Source organism: Salmonella sp. A1325 (assembly GCF_056991255.1).
Genome location: NZ_JAMLWO010000002.1, coordinates 499,449 through 517,991, shown reverse-complemented (window position 1 = coordinate 517,991; position 18,543 = coordinate 499,449). Strand labels below are relative to the sequence as shown.

Annotated in this window: 17 protein-coding genes and 1 riboswitch; of the genes, 6 read left to right on the top strand and 11 right to left on the bottom strand. The window is 52.3% G+C overall.

The features are described from left to right. Nucleotides 1-82: 82 nt before the first annotated feature. Both glnE and hldE read left to right on the top strand, forming a co-directional pair. Nucleotides 83-2,926, top strand: a complete 2,844-nt coding sequence (glnE, locus tag NAZ64_RS06415; protein ID WP_079971414.1) for a bifunctional [glutamate--ammonia ligase]-adenylyl-L-tyrosine phosphorylase/[glutamate--ammonia-ligase] adenylyltransferase — start codon at nucleotides 83-85, stop codon at nucleotides 2,924-2,926. A 47-nt stretch (nucleotides 2,927-2,973) separates the two neighbouring features. Continuing rightward, a complete protein-coding gene (hldE, locus tag NAZ64_RS06410; protein ID WP_000867682.1) occupies nucleotides 2,974-4,407 on the top strand; it encodes a bifunctional D-glycero-beta-D-manno-heptose-7-phosphate kinase/D-glycero-beta-D-manno-heptose 1-phosphate adenylyltransferase HldE in 1,434 nt (477 codons plus the stop codon). Nucleotides 4,408-4,565: 158 nt separating this feature from the next. Here hldE and NAZ64_RS06405 read toward each other — a convergent pair whose 3' ends face one another. The 3 genes from NAZ64_RS06405 to NAZ64_RS06395 all read right to left on the bottom strand — a co-directional run bounded on the left by NAZ64_RS06405 (nucleotide 4,566) and on the right by NAZ64_RS06395 (nucleotide 7,150). Continuing rightward, on the bottom strand, nucleotides 4,566-4,625 hold the full coding sequence (locus NAZ64_RS06405; RefSeq protein ID WP_001804776.1) for a type I toxin-antitoxin system Ibs family toxin: 60 nt from the start codon (nucleotides 4,623-4,625) through the stop codon (nucleotides 4,566-4,568). Between the two features lie 206 nt (nucleotides 4,626-4,831). Then, on the bottom strand, nucleotides 4,832-6,511 hold the full coding sequence (locus tag NAZ64_RS06400) for a flotillin family protein (protein WP_483640889.1): 1,680 nt from the start codon (nucleotides 6,509-6,511) through the stop codon (nucleotides 4,832-4,834). 18 nt (nucleotides 6,512-6,529) lie between these two features. Next, nucleotides 6,530-7,150, bottom strand: coding sequence for an OB-fold-containig protein (locus tag NAZ64_RS06395; RefSeq protein WP_000171744.1), 621 nt, complete (start codon nucleotides 7,148-7,150; stop codon nucleotides 6,530-6,532). 257 nt (nucleotides 7,151-7,407) lie between these two features. Here NAZ64_RS06395 and glgS point away from each other — a divergent pair, with 257 nt between their 5' ends. Beyond that, nucleotides 7,408-7,617, top strand: coding sequence for a cell surface composition regulator GlgS (gene glgS, locus NAZ64_RS06390; RefSeq protein ID WP_000928927.1), 210 nt, complete (start codon nucleotides 7,408-7,410; stop codon nucleotides 7,615-7,617). A 73-nt stretch (nucleotides 7,618-7,690) separates the two neighbouring features. On the opposite strand, the gene ubiK is transcribed toward glgS, so the two are convergent. Then, complete coding sequence (gene ubiK / locus NAZ64_RS06385) at nucleotides 7,691-7,987, bottom strand: ubiquinone biosynthesis accessory factor UbiK (RefSeq protein ID WP_000566824.1); 297 nt, start codon at nucleotides 7,985-7,987, stop codon at nucleotides 7,691-7,693. 132 nt (nucleotides 7,988-8,119) lie between these two features. After that, nucleotides 8,120-8,318: riboswitch (FMN riboswitch) on the top strand. A gap of 105 nt (nucleotides 8,319-8,423) precedes the next feature. On the opposite strand from ubiK, the gene ribB reads away from it, so the two are divergent. Then, a complete protein-coding gene (ribB, locus tag NAZ64_RS06380) occupies nucleotides 8,424-9,077 on the top strand; it encodes a 3,4-dihydroxy-2-butanone-4-phosphate synthase (RefSeq protein ID WP_001076978.1) in 654 nt (217 codons plus the stop codon). A 170-nt stretch (nucleotides 9,078-9,247) separates the two neighbouring features. On the opposite strand, the gene dsbI is transcribed toward ribB, so the two are convergent. The 3 genes from dsbI to NAZ64_RS06365 are packed head-to-tail and all read right to left on the bottom strand — an operon-like array spanning nucleotide 9,248 to nucleotide 12,427. Next, a complete protein-coding gene (dsbI, locus tag NAZ64_RS06375; protein WP_000345576.1) occupies nucleotides 9,248-9,925 on the bottom strand; it encodes a protein-disulfide oxidoreductase DsbI in 678 nt (225 codons plus the stop codon). A 14-nt stretch (nucleotides 9,926-9,939) separates the two neighbouring features. Next, nucleotides 9,940-10,611, bottom strand: coding sequence for a thiol:disulfide interchange protein DsbA/DsbL (locus NAZ64_RS06370; protein ID WP_000096230.1), 672 nt, complete (start codon nucleotides 10,609-10,611; stop codon nucleotides 9,940-9,942). Between the two features lie 19 nt (nucleotides 10,612-10,630). Next, nucleotides 10,631-12,427 carry an aryl-sulfate sulfotransferase gene (locus NAZ64_RS06365; protein WP_000460265.1) on the bottom strand — a complete coding sequence of 599 codons (1,797 nt, stop codon included), beginning with the start codon at nucleotides 12,425-12,427 and terminating at the stop codon, nucleotides 10,631-10,633. A 399-nt stretch (nucleotides 12,428-12,826) separates the two neighbouring features. On the opposite strand from NAZ64_RS06365, the gene NAZ64_RS06360 reads away from it, so the two are divergent. After that, entirely contained in the window at nucleotides 12,827-13,003 is a 177-nt protein-coding gene (locus tag NAZ64_RS06360) for a hypothetical protein (RefSeq protein WP_000469259.1), read from the top strand. 66 nt (nucleotides 13,004-13,069) lie between these two features. Here NAZ64_RS06360 and zupT read toward each other — a convergent pair whose 3' ends face one another. Beyond that, nucleotides 13,070-13,843 carry a zinc transporter ZupT gene (gene zupT, locus NAZ64_RS06355; RefSeq protein WP_000115871.1) on the bottom strand — a complete coding sequence of 258 codons (774 nt, stop codon included), beginning with the start codon at nucleotides 13,841-13,843 and terminating at the stop codon, nucleotides 13,070-13,072. A 140-nt stretch (nucleotides 13,844-13,983) separates the two neighbouring features. Here zupT and ygiD point away from each other — a divergent pair, with 140 nt between their 5' ends. Then, nucleotides 13,984-14,772 (top strand): 4,5-DOPA-extradiol-dioxygenase, encoded by a 789-nt coding sequence (gene ygiD / locus NAZ64_RS06350; RefSeq protein ID WP_001520560.1) that lies wholly within the window; start codon nucleotides 13,984-13,986, stop codon nucleotides 14,770-14,772. Between the two features lie 61 nt (nucleotides 14,773-14,833). Here ygiD and NAZ64_RS06345 read toward each other — a convergent pair whose 3' ends face one another. The 3 genes from NAZ64_RS06345 to tolC all read right to left on the bottom strand — a co-directional run bounded on the left by NAZ64_RS06345 (nucleotide 14,834) and on the right by tolC (nucleotide 18,368). After that, the gene (locus tag NAZ64_RS06345; protein ID WP_220569620.1) at nucleotides 14,834-15,997 is read right to left on the bottom strand and encodes a glutathionylspermidine synthase family protein; all 1,164 of its coding nucleotides are present in this window, start codon (nucleotides 15,995-15,997) and stop codon (nucleotides 14,834-14,836) included. Nucleotides 15,998-16,002: 5 nt separating this feature from the next. Further along, the gene (locus tag NAZ64_RS06340) at nucleotides 16,003-16,674 is read right to left on the bottom strand and encodes a DUF1190 family protein (RefSeq protein ID WP_483640888.1); all 672 of its coding nucleotides are present in this window, start codon (nucleotides 16,672-16,674) and stop codon (nucleotides 16,003-16,005) included. Between the two features lie 212 nt (nucleotides 16,675-16,886). Then, entirely contained in the window at nucleotides 16,887-18,368 is a 1,482-nt protein-coding gene (gene tolC, locus NAZ64_RS06335) for an outer membrane channel protein TolC (protein WP_077914007.1), read from the bottom strand. Between the last annotated feature and the right edge of the window lie 175 nt (nucleotides 18,369-18,543).

Genomic DNA, 18,543 nt, shown 5'->3' with positions numbered 1-18,543 from the left:
TATCAGGCTTACGGTATGCGGACTTGTAGGCCGGATCAGGCGAAACGCCGCCATCCGGCATTATTTAAAGGATATCCCCTAAATGACGCCGCTCTCTTCACCCTTATCGCAGTACTGGCAGACCGTTGTTGAGCGCCTACCAGAAGGATTTACTGAGACATCGCTTAGCGTGCAGGCGAAGTCAGTACTTACATTTAGCGATTTTGCGCTGGATAGCGTGATAGCGCATCCGGAGTGGCTTGCCGAACTGGAATCCGCATCGCCGCAGGCTGATGAATGGCGACATTATGCTGGCTGGTTACAGGAGGCGTTGGCAGGTGTCTGTGACGACGCCTCGCTGATGCGTGAACTGAGGTTTTTTCGTCGTCGCATCATGGTACGCATCGCCTGGGCGCAGACGCTGTCGCTGGTGGACGATGAGACTATTTTACAACAGTTGAGCCATCTGGCGGAGACGCTCATTGTGGGGGCGCGCGACTGGCTGTATGCCGCCTGTTGCCGCGAATGGGGAACCCCCTGTAACCCGCAGGGCGTTCCGCAGCCGCTGTTGATTTTAGGCATGGGCAAGCTGGGCGGCGGCGAACTGAATTTTTCGTCTGATATCGATCTCATTTTCGCCTGGCCGGAACATGGCGAGACCCGGGGCGGGCGTCGTGAACTCGATAACGCCCAGTTTTTTACGCGTCTCGGGCAGCGGCTGATCAAAGCGCTGGATCAGCCTACAATGGATGGTTTTGTCTATCGGGTGGACATGCGCCTGCGACCGTTTGGCGATAGCGGCCCGCTGGTACTGAGTTTTGCCGCGCTGGAGGACTACTATCAGGAACAAGGACGCGACTGGGAACGCTACGCTATGGTGAAAGCGCGGCTAATGGGCGATAACGACGACGCCTGGTCTCGTGAATTACGCGCCATGCTGCGGCCTTTCGTTTTCCGCCGCTATATCGATTTCAGCGTCATCCAGTCGCTACGCAATATGAAAGGGATGATCGCCCGCGAAGTGCGACGCCGCGGTTTGAAAGACAACATTAAACTTGGCGCGGGCGGCATTCGTGAAATTGAGTTTATCGTGCAGGTATTCCAGCTCATCCGCGGCGGGCGCGAGCCGTCGCTACAGTCGCGTTCGTTACTGCCGACGTTGGATGCTATCGCTGCGCTGCATTTGCTGCCTGAGAATGACGTGGCGCAACTGCGCATGGCCTATCTTTTTCTACGTCGTCTGGAGAATCTGCTGCAAAGCATCAATGACGAACAGACGCAAACGTTGCCTGCCGACGATCTGAATCGGGCGCGGCTGGCCTGGGGAATGAAGGCGGAGAACTGGCCGCAGCTTGTTGGCGAACTGACGGATCATATGGCTAATGTACGCCGCGTATTCAACGAATTAATTGGCGATGATGAAGCCGATACCCCGCAGGAAGAAGAGCGTTCAGAGCCGTGGCGTGAAGTATGGCAGGATGCGCTACAGGAGGATGATTCGACGCCAGTGCTGGCGCATTTAGCCGATGAGGATCGGCGACAGGTTCTGACCCTCATCGCTGACTTCCGTAAGGAACTGGATAAACGCCCTATCGGCCCGCGCGGGCGGCAAGTGCTGGACCAACTGATGCCGCACCTGCTTGCTGATGTCTGCTCTCGCGAAGACGCCGCTGTTACGCTATCGCGGATAACGCCGTTGCTGGCGGGGATTGTCACTCGCACCACCTATCTGGAGCTGCTGAGCGAATTTCCTGGCGCGCTGAAACACCTGATTATGCTCTGCGCCGCTTCGCCAATGATAGCGAGCCAACTGGCGCGTTATCCGTTGTTGCTTGATGAACTGCTCGACCCCGGCACGCTTTATCAGCCGACGGCTACCGACGCTTACCGCGACGAATTACGCCAATATTTACTGCGCGTGCCGGAAGAAGACGAAGAGCAACAACTGGAGGCATTACGCCAGTTTAAACAGGCACAGCTTTTGCGGATTGCGGCGGCGGATATTGCCGGTACGCTGCCGGTGATGAAAGTGAGCGATCACCTCACATGGCTGGCGGAGGCGATGATTGATGCTGTGGTGCAGCAGGCGTGGACGCAAATGGTTGCGCGTTATGGTCAGCCAGCGCATCTGGACGAGCGCCAGGGGCGGGGGTTTGCGGTCGTCGGTTATGGCAAGTTGGGCGGATGGGAGCTGGGCTACAGTTCCGATCTGGATCTCATCTTCCTGCATGACTGTCCGATGGACGTCATGACCAACGGCGAACGCGAAATCGACGGGCGGCAGTTTTATCTGCGCCTGGCGCAGCGCATTATGCATCTGTTCAGTACGCGCACCTCCTCCGGCATTTTGTATGAGGTGGATGCGCGTCTACGCCCCTCTGGCGCGGCGGGAATGCTGGTGACTTCAGCGGACGCGTTTGCCGATTATCAGCAGCATGAAGCCTGGACCTGGGAACATCAGGCGTTGGTACGCGCTCGCGTGGTATATGGCGACCCGCAGCTTACCTCACAGTTTGATGCGGTGCGCCGCACTATCATGACGACGGCGCGCGACGGCAAGACATTGCAGACTGAAGTGCGTGAAATGCGCGAGAAAATGCGGGCGCATCTCGGCAATAAGCATCGCGATCGTTTTGATATTAAAGCTGATGAAGGCGGTATTACGGATATTGAGTTTATCGCGCAATATCTGGTACTGCGCTACGCTCATGAAAAACCTAAATTAACGCGCTGGTCTGATAACGTGCGCATCCTGGAGCTTCTGGCGCAAAACGGCATTATGGATGAACACGAGGCGCAGGCGCTGACGGTAGCTTACACCACACTGCGTGATGAACTGCACCACCTGGCGTTGCAGGAGCTTCCCGGTCATGTGGCGCAGACGTGTTTTAGCAAAGAGCGCGCGCTGGTGCAGGCAAGCTGGCGGAAGTGGCTGGTAGCCGTTTGAATTATGCTATTATCGCGCGCAAATTTTGAATCTCTCAGGAGACAGGAATGAAAGTAAATCTGCCAGCGTTTGAACGTGCAGGCGTCATGGTTGTGGGTGATGTAATGCTGGATCGCTATTGGTATGGCCCCACTTGCCGTATTTCACCGGAAGCGCCGGTGCCCGTGGTTAAGGTAAATACCGTTGAGGAACGCCCGGGCGGCGCGGCGAACGTGGCGATGAACATTGCGTCTCTGGGAGCGAACGCCCGTCTGGTCGGCCTGACGGGTATTGATGACGCCGCGCGCGCGCTGAGCAAAACGTTGGCAGAGGTCAATGTGAAGTGCGACTTCGTTTCTGTGCCGACGCATCCGACGATTACCAAACTGCGCGTGCTATCACGTAATCAGCAGCTCATTCGTCTTGATTTTGAAGAAGGCTTTGAGGGGGTGGACCCGCAGCCGTTGCATGAGCGTATCAACCAGGCGCTGGGATCGATCGGCGCGCTGGTATTGTCCGATTATGCCAAAGGCGCTCTGACCAGCGTGCAGACTATGATTTCCCTGGCGCGCCAGGCGGGCGTGCCGGTGCTCATCGATCCGAAAGGAACGGATTTTGAACGTTACCGCGGCGCCACGCTGCTGACGCCAAACCTTTCTGAATTCGAGGCGGTCGCGGGGAAATGTAAAAGCGAAGACGAACTGGTTGAACGTGGTATGAAGCTCATTGCCGATTACGACCTTTCCGCGCTGTTGGTCACGCGTTCCGAACAGGGAATGACGCTGCTGCAACCGAATAAAGCGCCGCTACATATGCCGACGCAGGCGCAGGAAGTTTATGATGTTACCGGTGCGGGCGATACGGTGATCGGCGTGCTGGCGGCGACGCTGGCGGCGGGAAATACCCTGGAGGAGGCGTGTTATTTCGCCAATGCGGCAGCGGGCGTAGTGGTAGGTAAGCTCGGGACGTCAACGGTTTCCCCTATTGAGCTGGAAAACGCAGTGCGCGGACGCGCGGATACCGGTTTCGGCGTCATGACCGAAGAGGAGTTGAGACAGGCCGTCGCCAGCGCGCGTAAGCGTGGCGAGAAAGTGGTCATGACCAACGGCGTTTTCGATATTCTGCACGCGGGCCACGTCTCTTATCTGGCGAACGCGCGCAAACTGGGCGACCGCCTGATTGTTGCGGTCAATAGTGACGCCTCGACTAAACGTCTGAAAGGCGAAAGCCGTCCGGTTAATCCGCTCGAACAGCGTATGATCGTGCTGGGCGCGCTGGAGTCAGTCGACTGGGTTGTCTCTTTTGAAGAGGATACGCCGCAACGACTGATTGCCGGTATTCTGCCGGATCTGCTGGTAAAAGGCGGCGACTATAAGCCGGAAGAGATCGCGGGCAGCGAAGAGGTCTGGGCCAACGGCGGCGAAGTCATGGTGCTGAACTTCGAAGATGGTTGTTCCACGACCAATATCATCAAAAAGATCCAGACCGAGAGCGAAAAGTAAAACCGCGTCATCAGGCGTTACAGACGCTGCGGGCGCTGATTTTGAAGGCGCGTCGGACATTTTGTTTCGACGCGTATCTCGCGGTTGACGCTGCTTTTTTTCGACCTAAAGTAAAGGAATAAGGGTGAGAGGGGATCTCTCCCCCCTCTGATTGGCTGTTAGTAAGCTGCGAAACTTATCAGTAACAGAACAATCAGTATGATGACCTGGTGCATCATAACCCTTTCCTTATTAAAGCCCCTTGCTGACATCGCGATTGTTGGTGAGTGGCCTGTCTGACGCAAGGGCTTTCTCCCGCCGATTTTGCGTTACTGGATCGCCCACGCAAAATGGCCTGCTGGTCATAACGCTTTGTACAGACAAGGTGGAAAAAAGATAAAAAAATCCCCGGTCTTATGACCAGGGACAGGAGATATGGCGGGGGTTATTGCTCTTTTACCGTTGCTTCGTGATTAATCTCATCCGTTGCCGATGAAACCAACGGCGTGGTCAGCGCCTTTAGCGAGCCGCCAGCGATGCCAATCTCGTTTAACAGCGAATCGATCAGCGGCGCCTGGGTACGATAGGTGAGCGCGGCAGATAACGCTTGTTCCGCCAGGTTTCCCCCGTTAGCGCCGCCAGCGGCGACGTCGCCCGCCGTCGCGCCGCGATTGAGGCCATCGACCTGAATAATCTTAATGCCGTCGATGGATTTCATCGGTTCAACAGACTTCTCAATAACAGCAGGCAACGATTGTAAGAGCGCTAGTTTAAATTTGAGGCTGGTTTGTTCGTCAGATAGTACGTTGATAGCGTCATTCAGCGCCCGCTGTGCTTCGGCTTCCGCCAGACCTTTTTTACGCGTTGCTTCCGCCAGTTCGATGATGGCGGCGGCTTGCAATTCTGCCGCTTCTTTCTCTGCTTTTGCCCGAACGGTCAGTTCGACCGCTTTGGTTTCCGCATCCTGCGCCGCGGCGATCAGAGCGACCTGCTTGGCGCGATCCGCTTCGGTGGTCTGGCGGGTGGTTTCTACGTTTTGCTGGGCGCGAACCGCATCGGCCAGCGCGTCGTTGGCGCGCGCTTCCGCTTGTGATTGCTGCTCGGATTTGGCGGCAATGGCGATAGATTTCGTCTGGTTGGCGATTTCTGTCACCTGTTGCTGTTCGATCTCTTTAATACGTACTTCACGCTCGGCCTCAACTTTCCTGGACCGTACTGCTTGCTCACGTTCGATCTCCGTCTCCTGGATCTGCCGCTCAGCAAGAATGCGCGTCTGTTCTGCTTCACGATGGCGCTCGGCCTCAAAAGCGGCAATTTTGGCGTTTTGTTCGGCGGTGCGGGTTTTAACCTGTTGCTCCTGCTCCAGAGTCATAAAGGCTTCTTGTTGCTCGATTTCCAGCTTGCGTTCAAGCGCGTCGCGGTTCTTTTCGCGCACCGCCACTTCCACATCCTGTTCCACTTCATTACGTTCACGACGGCGGCGTTCGGTTTCCTGCGTCAGTTTCGTCAGACCTTCGGCATCAAAGGCATTGTTTGGGTTGAAATGCTCTTTGGACGTTTGGTTAAAGTTGGTTAATGAGACGCTTTCCAGTTCCAGGCCGTTTTTCGACAAATCTTCCGCAACGGTGTTTTGTACGCCCTGAACGAAGTTTTCACGCGTGTCCTGTAGCTCATGCATCGTCATCTGGGCTGCTGTGGCGCGTAAGGCGTCAACGAATTTATCCTCAACCAGCATACGCAGATCTTCCGGCGACAGAGTTCGCTGACCAAGCGTTTGTGCGGCGGTGGCAATACCTTCAACAGAGGGTTTTACACGCACGAAGAAAGCAACGACCACGTCAACGCGCATACGATCTTTGGTGATCAGGCTGTCGACGGTAGCACGGCTGACCTCAAGTTTTAGGGTATTCATATTGATCGGAATAATTTCGTGAAAGATTGGCATCACAATAGCGCCGCCGCTCATCACCACTTTTTGCCCGCCAAGCCCGGTACGGACAAACGCCTGTTCCGCAGATGCGCGGCGATAGAGGCGAGCAAAAATGATCCCGATAATTAGTAAGACGATAACCGCAACGATGGCGGTAAACATCCATGATGGCAATATGCCAAAAACATCATCCATTATGTAAGTTCCTCTCAATTAGACATAGAAGGTACGCTCAGCCAAATAACGCGTTGCGGAAAGTCGGCAGACAATCAGCACCTTGTCTCCTTTTTTAAATTCTTTTCCCTTTTCGGGTTCCAGCAGTAAATAGTGAATCTGGCCGAACTTATCGGTAAATTTTCCTTCGCAAGGTGTACCGGCGACGGCGGCGTGGCCGGTAATAATCGCCATGCCGCCGATAAATTCCTCTTCCCTGAGGGCGGAGCTTTCATCTCTGGGTAGCCAGGGCGCGAGGATTTTTCCGCTGTAATGCACGGCAAAGACCGACAGGACAATGCTCAACGGGACCAGCAGCAGATTGCTGAGCGGCGCTTGCCAGAGCATGATCCCGCCATGCTGGATGAGGATACCGAAGAGGCCGAAATAACCGGCCAATAGGCAGAGGACGACCAGGGCGGGAACGCGTCCAATATTCAGATAATGAAGCGCCTGGCCCGCAGGGCCAGATGACAGGGCGTCATAATGATCGAGATGGGCGTCGAGCGTGCCTGAAAGAAAGTGGCCAAAAATCAGAGAAATCATCTCCAGCACGCCGATAAAGAAAACGAACGCGATGGCAAACAGATAGGGGCTGTTATACTCCGCAAATAAGGTCATATTTTCTATCCTTGTCGCCGCCTTCAGAAGGGTGTTCGCGTGATAATTTTCATGCTTGTTATTTCATTGCGTTACAATATCATGTGACCCATATCTCCTTAAGTCCGAAAAGCGATTTATCCGTCGTTATCTTTGGTGAATATTGTGATTTTGCGCATTAAATTTGCGCACGTTATGTATAAAACCGCCGTACATATAGGGAAATACTGAAATCAGAAAAAGCATATAGCCTTAACAGAATTCAATAACTGGAGGGTATGCTGATGAACAACAATAACGTCTATTCATTGAATAATTTCGATTTTCTGGCGCGCAGTTTTGCCAGAATGCAGGCGGAGGGGCGTCCTGTTGATATCCAGGCGGTAACCGGCAATATGGACGAGGAGCACCGCGACTGGTTTTGCAAGCGTTACGCGCTTTACTGCCAGCAGGCGACTCAGGCGAAAAGGTTAGAATTAGAACACTAATCCTCGCTCCCTTTACAGGTGCAGGGCATTATTCAGATCTTATATGAGCGGGCCGTCAGGCCCGTTCACGTTTTTACTCTTGTGGATCGACTGGCGGGATGGCGGGCGCAGGTTTTACTTCTTCAGGCTTGTCGCGAGCTTCCAGTTCGCTGAGGCGTTGCTCCAGCAGCGCCAGTTTTTCCCGGGTGCGCAGCAAGACCTGAGTCTGGACATCAAACTCTTCGCGGCTCACCAGATCGAGACGCGTCAGCTGAGATTGCAGCGTTTGACGGATTTTTTTCTCGATATCTTCCCCGAACTCGCGAATACCTTTCGGCATTGACTCATGAACCTGGCGTGCGATTTGCTCAATTTTTTTCGGGTCAATCATTGTGGTTTCCCTGAACTGGTAAGTGTTAGCTCTTATTGTAGTGCGATATGTGGACGCCATAAACCAGAATTGTGTGACGTCATACGGAGTAAAGGCGTTGATGAAGGTAATCAATAGCGTTATAGTTAACCCGCTTATTCTCAGGGCGGGGCGAAATTCCCCACCGGCGGTAAATCAGCGATGTTTAACGCATTTCTCATCACGGCGCGCCGTGACGGAACGCGGAGAGCAGGTTGAAAGCCCGCGAGCGCTTTTTGCCATAGCGAAAAGGTCAGCAGATCCGGTGTAATTCCGGGGCCGACGGTTAAAGTCCGGATGGGAGAGGGTAACGATCCAGTCGGGCATGGACCCGCTCACGTTATTTTTTTGCCGCTTGTAGGCACTCCTAAGACTGCCCTGATTCTGGTAACCATAATGTTAATGAGGTTTTTTTACCATGAATCAGACGCTACTTTCCTCTTTTGGTACGCCTTTTGAACGTGTTGAACTTGCACTGGATGCGCTGCGTGAAGGACGCGGTGTGATGGTGCTTGATGATGAAGATCGTGAAAACGAAGGCGATATGATTTTCCCCGCAGAGACGATGACCGTAGAACAGATGGCGTTAACCATTCGTCACGGTAGCGGTATTGTTTGCCTGTGTATTACTGAAGATCGTCGTAAGCAGCTCGACTTGCCAATGATGGTGGAAAACAACACCAGCGCCTACGGTACCGGTTTTACCGTGACCATTGAAGCCGCAGAAGGCGTGACCACCGGCGTTTCCGCCGCTGACCGTGTCACTACGGTGCGTGCGGCAATTAAGGATGGCGCAAAACCGTCCGATCTTAACCGTCCGGGGCACGTTTTCCCACTGCGCGCTCAGGCGGGCGGCGTGCTGACGCGCGGCGGTCATACGGAGGCGACCATCGATCTGATGACGCTGGCTGGTTTTAAACCTGCAGGTGTACTGTGCGAGTTGACTAACGACGATGGGACGATGGCGCGCGCGCCGGAGTGTATCGCGTTTGCAGGCCAGCATAATATGGCGGTAGTCACGATTGAAGATCTGGTGGCTTACCGCCAGGCGCATGAGCGCAAAGCCAGCTGATCGAACGGATCATGGTTGAAAAAAGCCGATGAGATGTCATCGGCTTTTTTGTATTCCTTCGGTGCCATATTGTTCAGTTTCAAAGAACGACGAATAAGCTGAATGGTAAAATTATTGTGAGAAAAGCAGAGGCCTGAATGCAGACCTCTGCTTTGGTTTATCTATTCAGGTTATTTGCCTCTGGCCAGTTTCAATGCCCAGGCGCCGCTCATCACCAGCAGCAGAATCAGGCACAACCCAAAGGCCAACATACATGCCTGCGCCATGTTCATAAAGTGCCAGGGCGGAAGCAGATACCAGCCTTCGGACTGCTGGTAGAGATCGACAAACCACTGCTGTACGCTACTGAGCGTTACGCCATCAGGGACGATAGGCGCGTCATAACCGCAGTCTCCGGTAGGTTTAAACCACTCCGGTGCCCATTCCGCCAACGGTAAGTTGAAAGGAAAGGTCGGGTCAGTCGAACATCCTTGCACGCCAAAAAGTGAATCGGGGTCCGCATTATGTACCGCATGATGGATACCATTAAGCTTAATAGAAAACTTAATGCCCATAATGCTGCCATAGAACGCCGCGATGCAGCCAATCAGCTTCAGCACGATATTTTTGGGATTTATCGCCGCAATCACCCCGCCAATTACCATCACAAACATCGCGTAACGAATGTAAACACATTGTTCGCACGGCGCCATGTAGAGATAGATTTGGAAGAACGAGTGCGCCAGGATAATTAACCCTCCCATCGCGATGGCCATTAACAGCCACAGAAAGCGCTGTTCCTGCCATCTCACCAGCGTATCTACTGGTCTTGCGCGTAGGTCTCGCCATAATCCCTTAATAAAATCCATAATCGTTTCCCTGCTTATTTTTTAGTGGCCAGTTCCCGAACGAGTTCAGCCATAGAATCGATGGATTTGATGTTTTTGGTATAGATAAGGTACTTGCCGTTGACGACGTAAGCCGGAACACCCTGAATTTTGGCAACGTCATAGGCGGCTTTCCATTTTTCCAGCGTCTCCTGAACGGCAGGATCTTTCAGCGCCGCTTCAAAATCAGCCTGGCTCATGCCTGCGGCGTCCAGCCCGGTTTTAATAAATGCCGCCGGATCTTTCCCATCTGACCAGCGCTCTTTCTTATCATGGTAAGCCGCGTACCAGGCGAACTTCGCTTTTTTGAATTGTGATTTAGCATCAAATAACGAAATCCCGGCAGCTTTATCTTTGGCGATCAGGACTGCAAATACTTCGCTGGCCTGTTTGCCATATTCGCCTTTTGTTTCCAGGTGGAACGGAGTGAACGTAACGAGATCGGCTACTTTATCAGAAACCGGACCTGTTACGGCTTTGTCATATTTGTAGCAGAAAGGGCAGGCGTAGCTAAATACCTTAATCAGCGTTTTATCCGCATTAGGAATCGGTTTCTCCAGAACCATATAATCTGTGCCCTCGGTAAAAGCCGATGCCGCAAAAGGAGTGACCAATGCCGCGGTTAATACTACGCTTTTAAATAAAGAGGTAATCCATTTAGATGACATATTAATTTCTTCCCGTGATTTATTTAAACATTTGCGTTGGATGAACCAGTAACGCACGATAGTGAGTCTGGTTGGGTTTATCCGACAGCACATCAATTTCAACTTTCACTTCTTTCGTTTTATAGTCAATCTCATTCAGTTTGCCGACTGTGGGTTTACCAACGTCGAACAGGTTAATAGAACCGCCAAAGCCGAACATGGTGTCGCGGTCTTTTTGATATTCAACAACCGAGGTAATAGGACTATAGAAATCATATCCACGTTCTTTACCGTATTCCCAAACTTGTTGTACGGTGCCTTTCTTCTCATCGATCTTATATTCGACAAAACGGGAATATTTCATGGTCGGTAGAGCCGGTTGCTCCAGGCCGCGACCATCGCCGTTATCAAAGACCGTTAACGTGCCTTTGCTGGAAAGCCATGCCGTATGTTGGGTATAGGTGAAATCGAAATCGGTGTCCTTACACTTGCCGTTTTCGTCACAGGTCAACGGCTTACCATGATCGTCTACCGGTTTCAGCAATTTACTGGCTAGCTGCTTATTCCAGCCTTTAGACGGTGCCAGTATCCATTTCACCTGCTTATCGCGACCAATTTTTACAATACCCTGATGGCGGGAAGAAAGGATGATGGAGTCGTCTTTCGCGTCATAAGCGATAGAGTTGACGTGCGCCCAGTTACGACCGGCACCAACGCCAAGCGCATCGCCATACGGCGTATCCGGTTCGAGTTTCGCCTGCTGTCCGGCATGGGCTAGATCGACGTTCACGCATACTGCGCCCGCATCCAGCGCGCCGAGCAGCGCATCACGCATAGGGTCGAGGATTTTGGTTAAATCCCAAACGTCTACTACGCGGCCAGACTTATCAACCTCAATGATTTGGTCACGAATAGTATGAACATGTATGCCGTCTTCTTTGCGGTAATCGCGTTTGCCGACGCGCAGCAGTACGGTGCCGTTCACGGTTTCGATGGATTCATGAGACGCATCCAGGAACCCGCGCGGCAGTTTGTGATCGGCAAGAATTTGCCCCATCATGTCAAACTCGTACCAGTGTTGGCCCTGCACTGCGGTAAAGGTGCCGCGAGGCGTTTCACGAATACCCATCAGATAGCCGCGTTTGTTGATATTCATATCGTGGCCGTCGTAGAAGGTATCTTGATCCAGCCACCAGCGGTATTCACCCTGGGTGTCGACTACAAACGTATAAGGGGCGATATCGAAAGGCAAAGCCCCGCCCGCCGGGCCGGCATCAAGAATGCCCGCATTTTTATCTTTTTCGCCGTGCCAGTGAAATTCAGCGCCCTGCGGCGTAAAGGTATGGGTATTTACCAGATAAAGGCGATCTTCAAATCCTGGCGCAACTTTAATAACTTTCGTTTGCTGGAGATCTGAAATAGAACGGTTATCCATATAATGGTTGACGATGGCGGACGTCTGCACCACATAGTCATCCTTCATGGCTTTGCCGTTTTCTTTATATTCTACCGTGACGTTGTTGGCAAATTTCTGATAAAGGCCAAAAATAGGAATACCGTCATAGGTTTCTAAAGATTCTTTCCCAACGGTATAAGTAACGGGAACGCCTTTTTCCCCTTTGCCATGTACAGTAACTTTAACGTCTGAAATAACATGGCTATCTAATTCCACCAGTGCGGTGAGAGGGGCATTACCGTAAGGATCGACAACGACTGCGCCTAATTTCCCTGCGGGCTGCGCCGGTTGAAAACCTGCGGCAAACGTACTGGCTGCGGTGAGTCCGCATGTCAGTGCGACGGCGCCGGCAAGTATTGTTTTCCGGTATTGGTCAAACATGGATATATCTCCTTATATACAACTTCTAAATATAATACTTCTGAATATACTATGTTTTTATGAATGATAAATGAGGTAAATGATTGGTCTTTAAATATAAGTCATAATACTATTGCTTATTTTAAAATATACTCTGTATCAATGTTTTTTAATTGCCTTAATAAGTCGATAGTAGGAGTGTGATATTTTAAGAACAATATAAATTAGTACGAAGTGTGATCTTATCGACATTGTTTTCTGCTTAATACCTCTTTCATTATTGTGTTTCACCACTGATTTATATGATCAAAATCATTTATTTGTTCCACAAATATGCCAGTATATGAATACGTCAAAATAAGGGTATGTAAAATTTTAACGTTAAATGTTTAGTGATGTTAAATTTTAAGGGTAAAAAGGATGTTTATTGCCTGGTATTGGATAATATTAATCGTTCTGGTGGTAGTAGGGTATATTTGCCATATGAAGCGTTATTGCAGAGCGTTTCGGCAAGACAGAGATGCATTACTTGAAGCGCGAACGAAACGTTTTCGCCAGACGAGCGAAGGCGACAGCGTGATGAATGAGCAGAAATAGCGCATATCCTTGACGGGCAGCCGGATGTTGCCTGGCTAAAGGCCTGCATCCGGCGCGACGTTTCTCTTAACCGATACCTATCGTCTGCAAAATGACGAGACTGAGCCCCATGATGGACATACCGCAAAGCACGCCATAGCTGGGGTTATTGTTAGGATCGATCTCTTTTGCCAGCGGCATCAGTTCATCAACGGAGAGCGCCACCATAATACCGGCGACTGCCGCCATGATAGCCGCCATAACGATTGGCGAAACCAGACTGCCCAAAATCAGCCACGCCAGCACGCCGCCAAGAATTTCCGCCATGCCGGAGATACCGGCCCAAAAAATCGCGGTACGTTTTGAGCCCGTCGCGGCATAAACCGGGCCGGCAACCGCCAGACCTTCAGGAATATTGTGCAACGCCACCGCCAGTGCGATGCCGAAACCCAGTTCAAGATTGCTGCTGGCAGTGACAAAGGTGGCGATCCCTTCCGGAAAGTTGTGCAGGCTAATGCCGAGCGTCAATAAAATCGCAGTGCGTTTTATCGAGCCGGGAAGCGGCTGCTGCCTTTTTTGCATCAGATCCTGCGGATGAGCGTGAGGAAGCAGGCGGTCCAGCCCGAAGTAGCCCAACAGGCCGATAATAAACATTCCGTAGCCCAGTACAGGCGACATCCCCTCGGTATCAAGCGCGGCGGGCAGCATCTCCATCAGCGAGATGAGCAGCATGATCCCTGCGGCGAAGCCCAGCGAAAAAGCCAGCACGCGATTAGACGGTTTTTGGCCGAGAACGCCAAGAAACGCGCCAATAAAGGTGGCGGCGCCCGCCAGTAAGGTCAGAATAAGTGGTACTGACATCCATTACTCCTTATCAATTTGCCGTCCGAACCTGACCTTCAAAATAACTGATGATCTTCATCATAGTTATCTGAGTTCTTCCTCTGTGAAGAAAGCGTATGGTGATGTTAACAAAATGTCTTTCCTGTAAGGATAACATCATGTCTTTAACGTGTATGCCAGCATTGTTTTTGGGGCATGGCAGCCCGATGAACGTGCTGGACGATAACGATTATACCCGCGCCTGGCGGCGATTGGGGGAAGCCCTGCCTCGACCACAGGCGATAGTGGTGGTGTCGGCGCACTGGTATACCCGCGGGACGGGCGTCACAGCGATGGAAAGGCCGCAAACTCTCCATGATTTTGGCGGTTTTCCGCAGGCGCTGTATGACACGCATTATCCGGCCCCGGGATCGCCTGCGCTGGCGCAGCGTCTGGTTGAACTGTTGGCTCCCGTTCCCGTCGCGCTCGATAAAGAGGCGTGGGGATTTGATCATGGTTCCTGGGGCGTATTGATCAAGATGTACCCGAATGCAGATATCCCGATGGTGCAGCTTAGTGTTGATAGTACCAAACCGGCGGCATGGCATTTTGAGGTGGGTCGTAAGCTGGCGACGCTGCGTGACGAAGGCGTGATGCTGGTGGCCAGCGGGAATGTGGTTCATAACCTGCGGACTGTGCGTTGGCACGGTGACAATATACCGTATCCCTGGGCGGCGTCATTTAATGACTTTGTGAAAGCCAATCTGACGTGGCAGGGGCCGGTAGAACAGCACCCGCTGGTGAATTATCTGCAACATGAAGGGGGGGCCTTATCGAACCCGACGCCGGAGCACTTTTTACCTTTGCTGTATGTACTTGGCGCCTGGGACGGCAAGGAACCTATCACCATCCCGGTCGACGGTATTGAGATGGGCAGTATAAGTATGTTGTCGGTGCAGGTGGGGTAGGCCGGATAAGGCGCTGAATGATTGCCCGATGGCGCTACGCGCATCGGGCTTACAGGAGAATCTATCCTTCGACAAAAATATGCGGATAGAAGCGGGAGAGATCCTGGGTGATCAACGCCCGATCTTCACGGATACCAATTCCGGCGGGCTGATCGTTAATCAGCCAGCTACCAATCAGGGTGTAACTGTCGCCGAATTTTGGCAGCGGATAGAACTGTTGCACGATCATACCCTCTTCGCCATACGGGCCTTCCACGGATTCGATCGTTTTACCGTTCTCAATAATTGATACGTTCGCCCCTTCGCGGGAGAAGATCGGTTTCACGACATATTTATCCATTTGTGGATGTTCGTCTTCGGCGAAATACGCAGGCAACAGATTCGGATGGTCCGGGAACATCTCCCACAACAGCGGCAATAACGCTTTATTGGAGATAATGCTTTTCCAGGCCGGTTCCAGCCAGCGCACGCCGGCATCTTCCAGCTTGGTGGAAAACATCTCGCGCAGCATAAATTCCCACGGATAGAGCTTGAACAGGTTCGCAATGACCTGATCCTGCAGATCCGTAAATTGGCCTTTTTCCCCCAGACCAATATCGTCGATATAGAGAAATTCGGTGGCGATTTCCGCTTCGGCCGCGCAATCCTGTAAATACTGAATGGTGCCGCGATCCTCAACCGTATCGCGACAGCAGGTGAGATGCAGCAACTGAAAACCGTACTGCTCGCGAAGTTCAGCAAAGCGTTCAATCAGCTTTTCCTGCAGGCTATTAAACTGATCGCTGCCTTCCGGCAGATTGCCCGCGTTGATCTGATCTTCCAGCCAAACCCACTGAAAAAACGCCGCTTCATACAGCGACGTTGGCGTGTCGGCATTATTTTCGAGCAGCTTAGGTTCGCCGATGCCGTCCCAGGCCAGATCGAGGCGGGAATAGAGCGACGGTTGTTGCGTTTGCCAGGACTGGCGAACAAAACCCCAGGTATGTTTTGGAATACGAAACTTCGTCATCAGCTCATCGCTGGCGATGACGCGTTCTACTACCTTGAGGCACATCTGGTGCAGCTCGGCGGTAACCTCTTCCAGTTTTTCCACCTGGGCGAGCGTTAACTTGTAATAAGCGTCTTCGCACCAGTACGGTTCACCATACATAGTGTGAAAATTAAACCCGTATTCAGTCGCTTTATCGCGCCAGTCCGGGCGCTCGGTAATACTGACTCTTTCCATGCGTATCAGCCGCCCATCGAACGTGTTGAAGTACCGGCAGCGCTACGCTGCATGGTGCTCTGTTTGGCGACGGATTCGCCAAAACCGCCGCGGGTAACGGTTGTTGTGGTGGCCGGTTTCGGCGCCATCGCGGTTTTCGGTACGGTCATTGTCCGGCCCGGTTGCGCCGCGCCGTAGTTTTTACCTGCCGCATCGGTATATTTGCCGTATGCAGGGCTGGCCGGGTTTTTCGAGCTAAACAGCGGCTGTTGCGCAAAGCCTGCGCCGCCGCCCATCAGACGCCCCATCATGTAACCTGCCATAAGCGGCATCCAGAAACTGCCGCTGGATTGTTGGGCCTGCGCCTGATTTTCCGGCACCATGCCAGCCTGTGCAGGCGCTTGCTGGCACTGACCTTCGCCAAACTCAGCGACGCAATCTTCGCGTGTAGCGTACTTAGGCGCAGTACGTTCGGCCTCTTTCAGCGCATTGTTATACGCGGTTGTACATTCCGCGCTTTTGCCCGGATTCGCCGCTGAACAGTCATCAGCGTTTTGATACAGCGATACGGTTTCATCGCTTTTTTCACAGCCAGCCAGCATAAAAACAGCCGTAACCGCCAGAGCGACCGGCGTTAAATGCCGCGCGCTCCAGCTTTTGCGAAATGATGAGTGATGGATGGATTTTGTCCGTTTCATATTTGTCTTCCAGGACCCAGTGGTAAATACAACATGCGTTCAGAATAGAGGATGACTGGTCGAAATTGAAGCGAGAAAAGGCGAGAATGCGGCGGAATAGCAGGATCTTTACGTTGTCTTACGTTCAGGCGCGGCTTTATGACAGGTAGCGCCGCGCTTACCAGACCTACAAGGGCATAGGTCTGATAAACGCAGCGCCAGCGAATAACTTATCAATGCCGGAATGGATTGCCGTTATTGCTGTTGGCGCGAGCGGCGGTCGGCTGTACTGCCGGCGCGGCGCTATGGGCATTATAACCGTCTGCGGCAGCATCCTGCTCTGGCGTTTCCGGCGCTACGCTTTCCGGCGACGTCGGGATAGGTTTACCCAACGTACTGTTAAGCGCGAGCAGATCCTGCTCGTTCAGTGTACCGAGCGCATATTTGATATTTAACTGATTAATCAAATAGGTATAACGCGCGTTGGCCAGTTGCTGCTTGGCATCATACAGAGTGGTGGTGGCATCCAGTACGTCAACAATGGTACGTGTACCGACCGAGTAACCGGCTTCCATTGCATCCAAAGAACTTTGCGCGGAAACGACCGCCTGTTTGTACGCGTTGATGCTGCTGATGGAGGCGTTAATATTGTTAAAGGAAGAACGTACGGTCTGCACCACGCTACGGTGCGCGCTTTCCAGCTGTTCGCTTGCGCCGACGAAGTTATACTGCGCCTGTTTTACCTGCGAGTTAACCATCCCACCTTGATACAGCGGCAGGGAGAAGTTCAGGCCGATTTTATTCTGCCCCATGTTGCTATCGTCGTACTGGCTACCTGGACCGTGGGTGTTAGAACCGCTATAAGAGGTATCAGAAATGCCGGTTGAGGCCGTTAAATTCAGCGTCGGCAGATGGCCATCCTGCGCCTGACGGATTTGCTCGCGCGCCAGATCCTGACTTAAACGCGCCTGCAACAGCGACAGGTTACGGTTTTCCGCTTCCTTCAGCAGCGCATTAACAGCTTTGGGTTTGTCGGTTTTAAAATGCTCGACGTTAAGCGACGCCAGCTCCGGGTAATAATTGCCGGTTACCTGGCGCAGCTCTTCTACCGCGTTATCCAGGTTGTTGCGGGCGGTCACTTCATTCGCCAGTACGGTATCATATTGCGCACGGGCGTTTTGCACGTCGGTAATGGCGACCAGACCCACGTTAAAACGTTGCGTCGTTTGATCTAACTGACGGTAGATAGCCTCTTTTTGTGCCTGGGTATAGGAAAGCACATCAATAGCGTTCAATACCTTAAAATACGCGTTCGCGGTATTGAGGATCAGCGTCTGCTGATCGGTCTGATAGGTGACATCCTGAATGCCTGCTGCTTTTTCTTGCAGGGTGAGCCCGCGCCATTTCGACATATCAAATAGCGTCTGCGTTAATTGCAGGGAAGCGCTGGTTTCATTGGAGTTGATACCGTTCGCATCGCGATAACCGTTGCTGTAGGTGTAGTCGGCACCCAAACCCAGTTGCGGCAGTAAAGGACTACGCGCTTCGTTAATTTTTTCGAATGCAGCATCGCGATCGGCAGCGGATTTACGCAATTCCGGGTTGCTCAGGCGTGCTTGCTGATAAACTTGCATCAGGTTCTCTGCCTGGCTTAGTGTGCTGAACCCCGACAGGCTCAGGCCGATAAGGATGGGGAGCAATTTCTTCATTTGCATTCCTTGTTGTGAAGCAGTATTTAGCGCTGATCAATTTGTAAAAATAATTGCTGATTCTAGCAGAATCCGCCACTGCAAAAAGTTGGCGTTACGTGCCATACGAGCCTTAATTGGCACCAATTTACCACAAGGGTGATAAAACAGCAGTCAACCACCCTTGAAATTCATCATTTAA

What these genes read in the sequence shown, in the direction of transcription:
- glnE (WP_079971414.1), top strand. Translation starts at nt 83, where the DNA reads ATGACGCCGCTCTCTTCACCCTTATCGCAGTACTGGCAGACCGTTGTT.
- hldE (WP_000867682.1), top strand. Translation starts at nt 2,974, where the DNA reads ATGAAAGTAAATCTGCCAGCGTTTGAACGTGCAGGCGTCATGGTTGTG.
- NAZ64_RS06400 (WP_483640889.1), bottom strand. Translation starts at nt 6,511, where the DNA reads ATGGATGATGTTTTTGGCATATTGCCATCATGGATGTTTACCGCCATC.
- NAZ64_RS06395 (WP_000171744.1), bottom strand. Translation starts at nt 7,150, where the DNA reads ATGACCTTATTTGCGGAGTATAACAGCCCCTATCTGTTTGCCATCGCG.
- glgS (WP_000928927.1), top strand. Translation starts at nt 7,408, where the DNA reads ATGCTGATGAACAACAATAACGTCTATTCATTGAATAATTTCGATTTT.
- ubiK (WP_000566824.1), bottom strand. Translation starts at nt 7,987, where the DNA reads ATGATTGACCCGAAAAAAATTGAGCAAATCGCACGCCAGGTTCATGAG.
- ribB (WP_001076978.1), top strand. Translation starts at nt 8,424, where the DNA reads ATGAATCAGACGCTACTTTCCTCTTTTGGTACGCCTTTTGAACGTGTT.
- dsbI (WP_000345576.1), bottom strand. Translation starts at nt 9,925, where the DNA reads ATGGATTTTATTAAGGGATTATGGCGAGACCTACGCGCAAGACCAGTA.
- NAZ64_RS06370 (WP_000096230.1), bottom strand. Translation starts at nt 10,611, where the DNA reads ATGTCATCTAAATGGATTACCTCTTTATTTAAAAGCGTAGTATTAACC.
- NAZ64_RS06365 (WP_000460265.1), bottom strand. Translation starts at nt 12,427, where the DNA reads ATGTTTGACCAATACCGGAAAACAATACTTGCCGGCGCCGTCGCACTG.
- NAZ64_RS06360 (WP_000469259.1), top strand. Translation starts at nt 12,827, where the DNA reads ATGTTTATTGCCTGGTATTGGATAATATTAATCGTTCTGGTGGTAGTA.
- zupT (WP_000115871.1), bottom strand. Translation starts at nt 13,843, where the DNA reads ATGTCAGTACCACTTATTCTGACCTTACTGGCGGGCGCCGCCACCTTT.
- ygiD (WP_001520560.1), top strand. Translation starts at nt 13,984, where the DNA reads ATGTCTTTAACGTGTATGCCAGCATTGTTTTTGGGGCATGGCAGCCCG.
- NAZ64_RS06345 (WP_220569620.1), bottom strand. Translation starts at nt 15,997, where the DNA reads ATGGAAAGAGTCAGTATTACCGAGCGCCCGGACTGGCGCGATAAAGCG.
- NAZ64_RS06340 (WP_483640888.1), bottom strand. Translation starts at nt 16,674, where the DNA reads ATGAAACGGACAAAATCCATCCATCACTCATCATTTCGCAAAAGCTGG.
- tolC (WP_077914007.1), bottom strand. Translation starts at nt 18,368, where the DNA reads ATGCAAATGAAGAAATTGCTCCCCATCCTTATCGGCCTGAGCCTGTCG.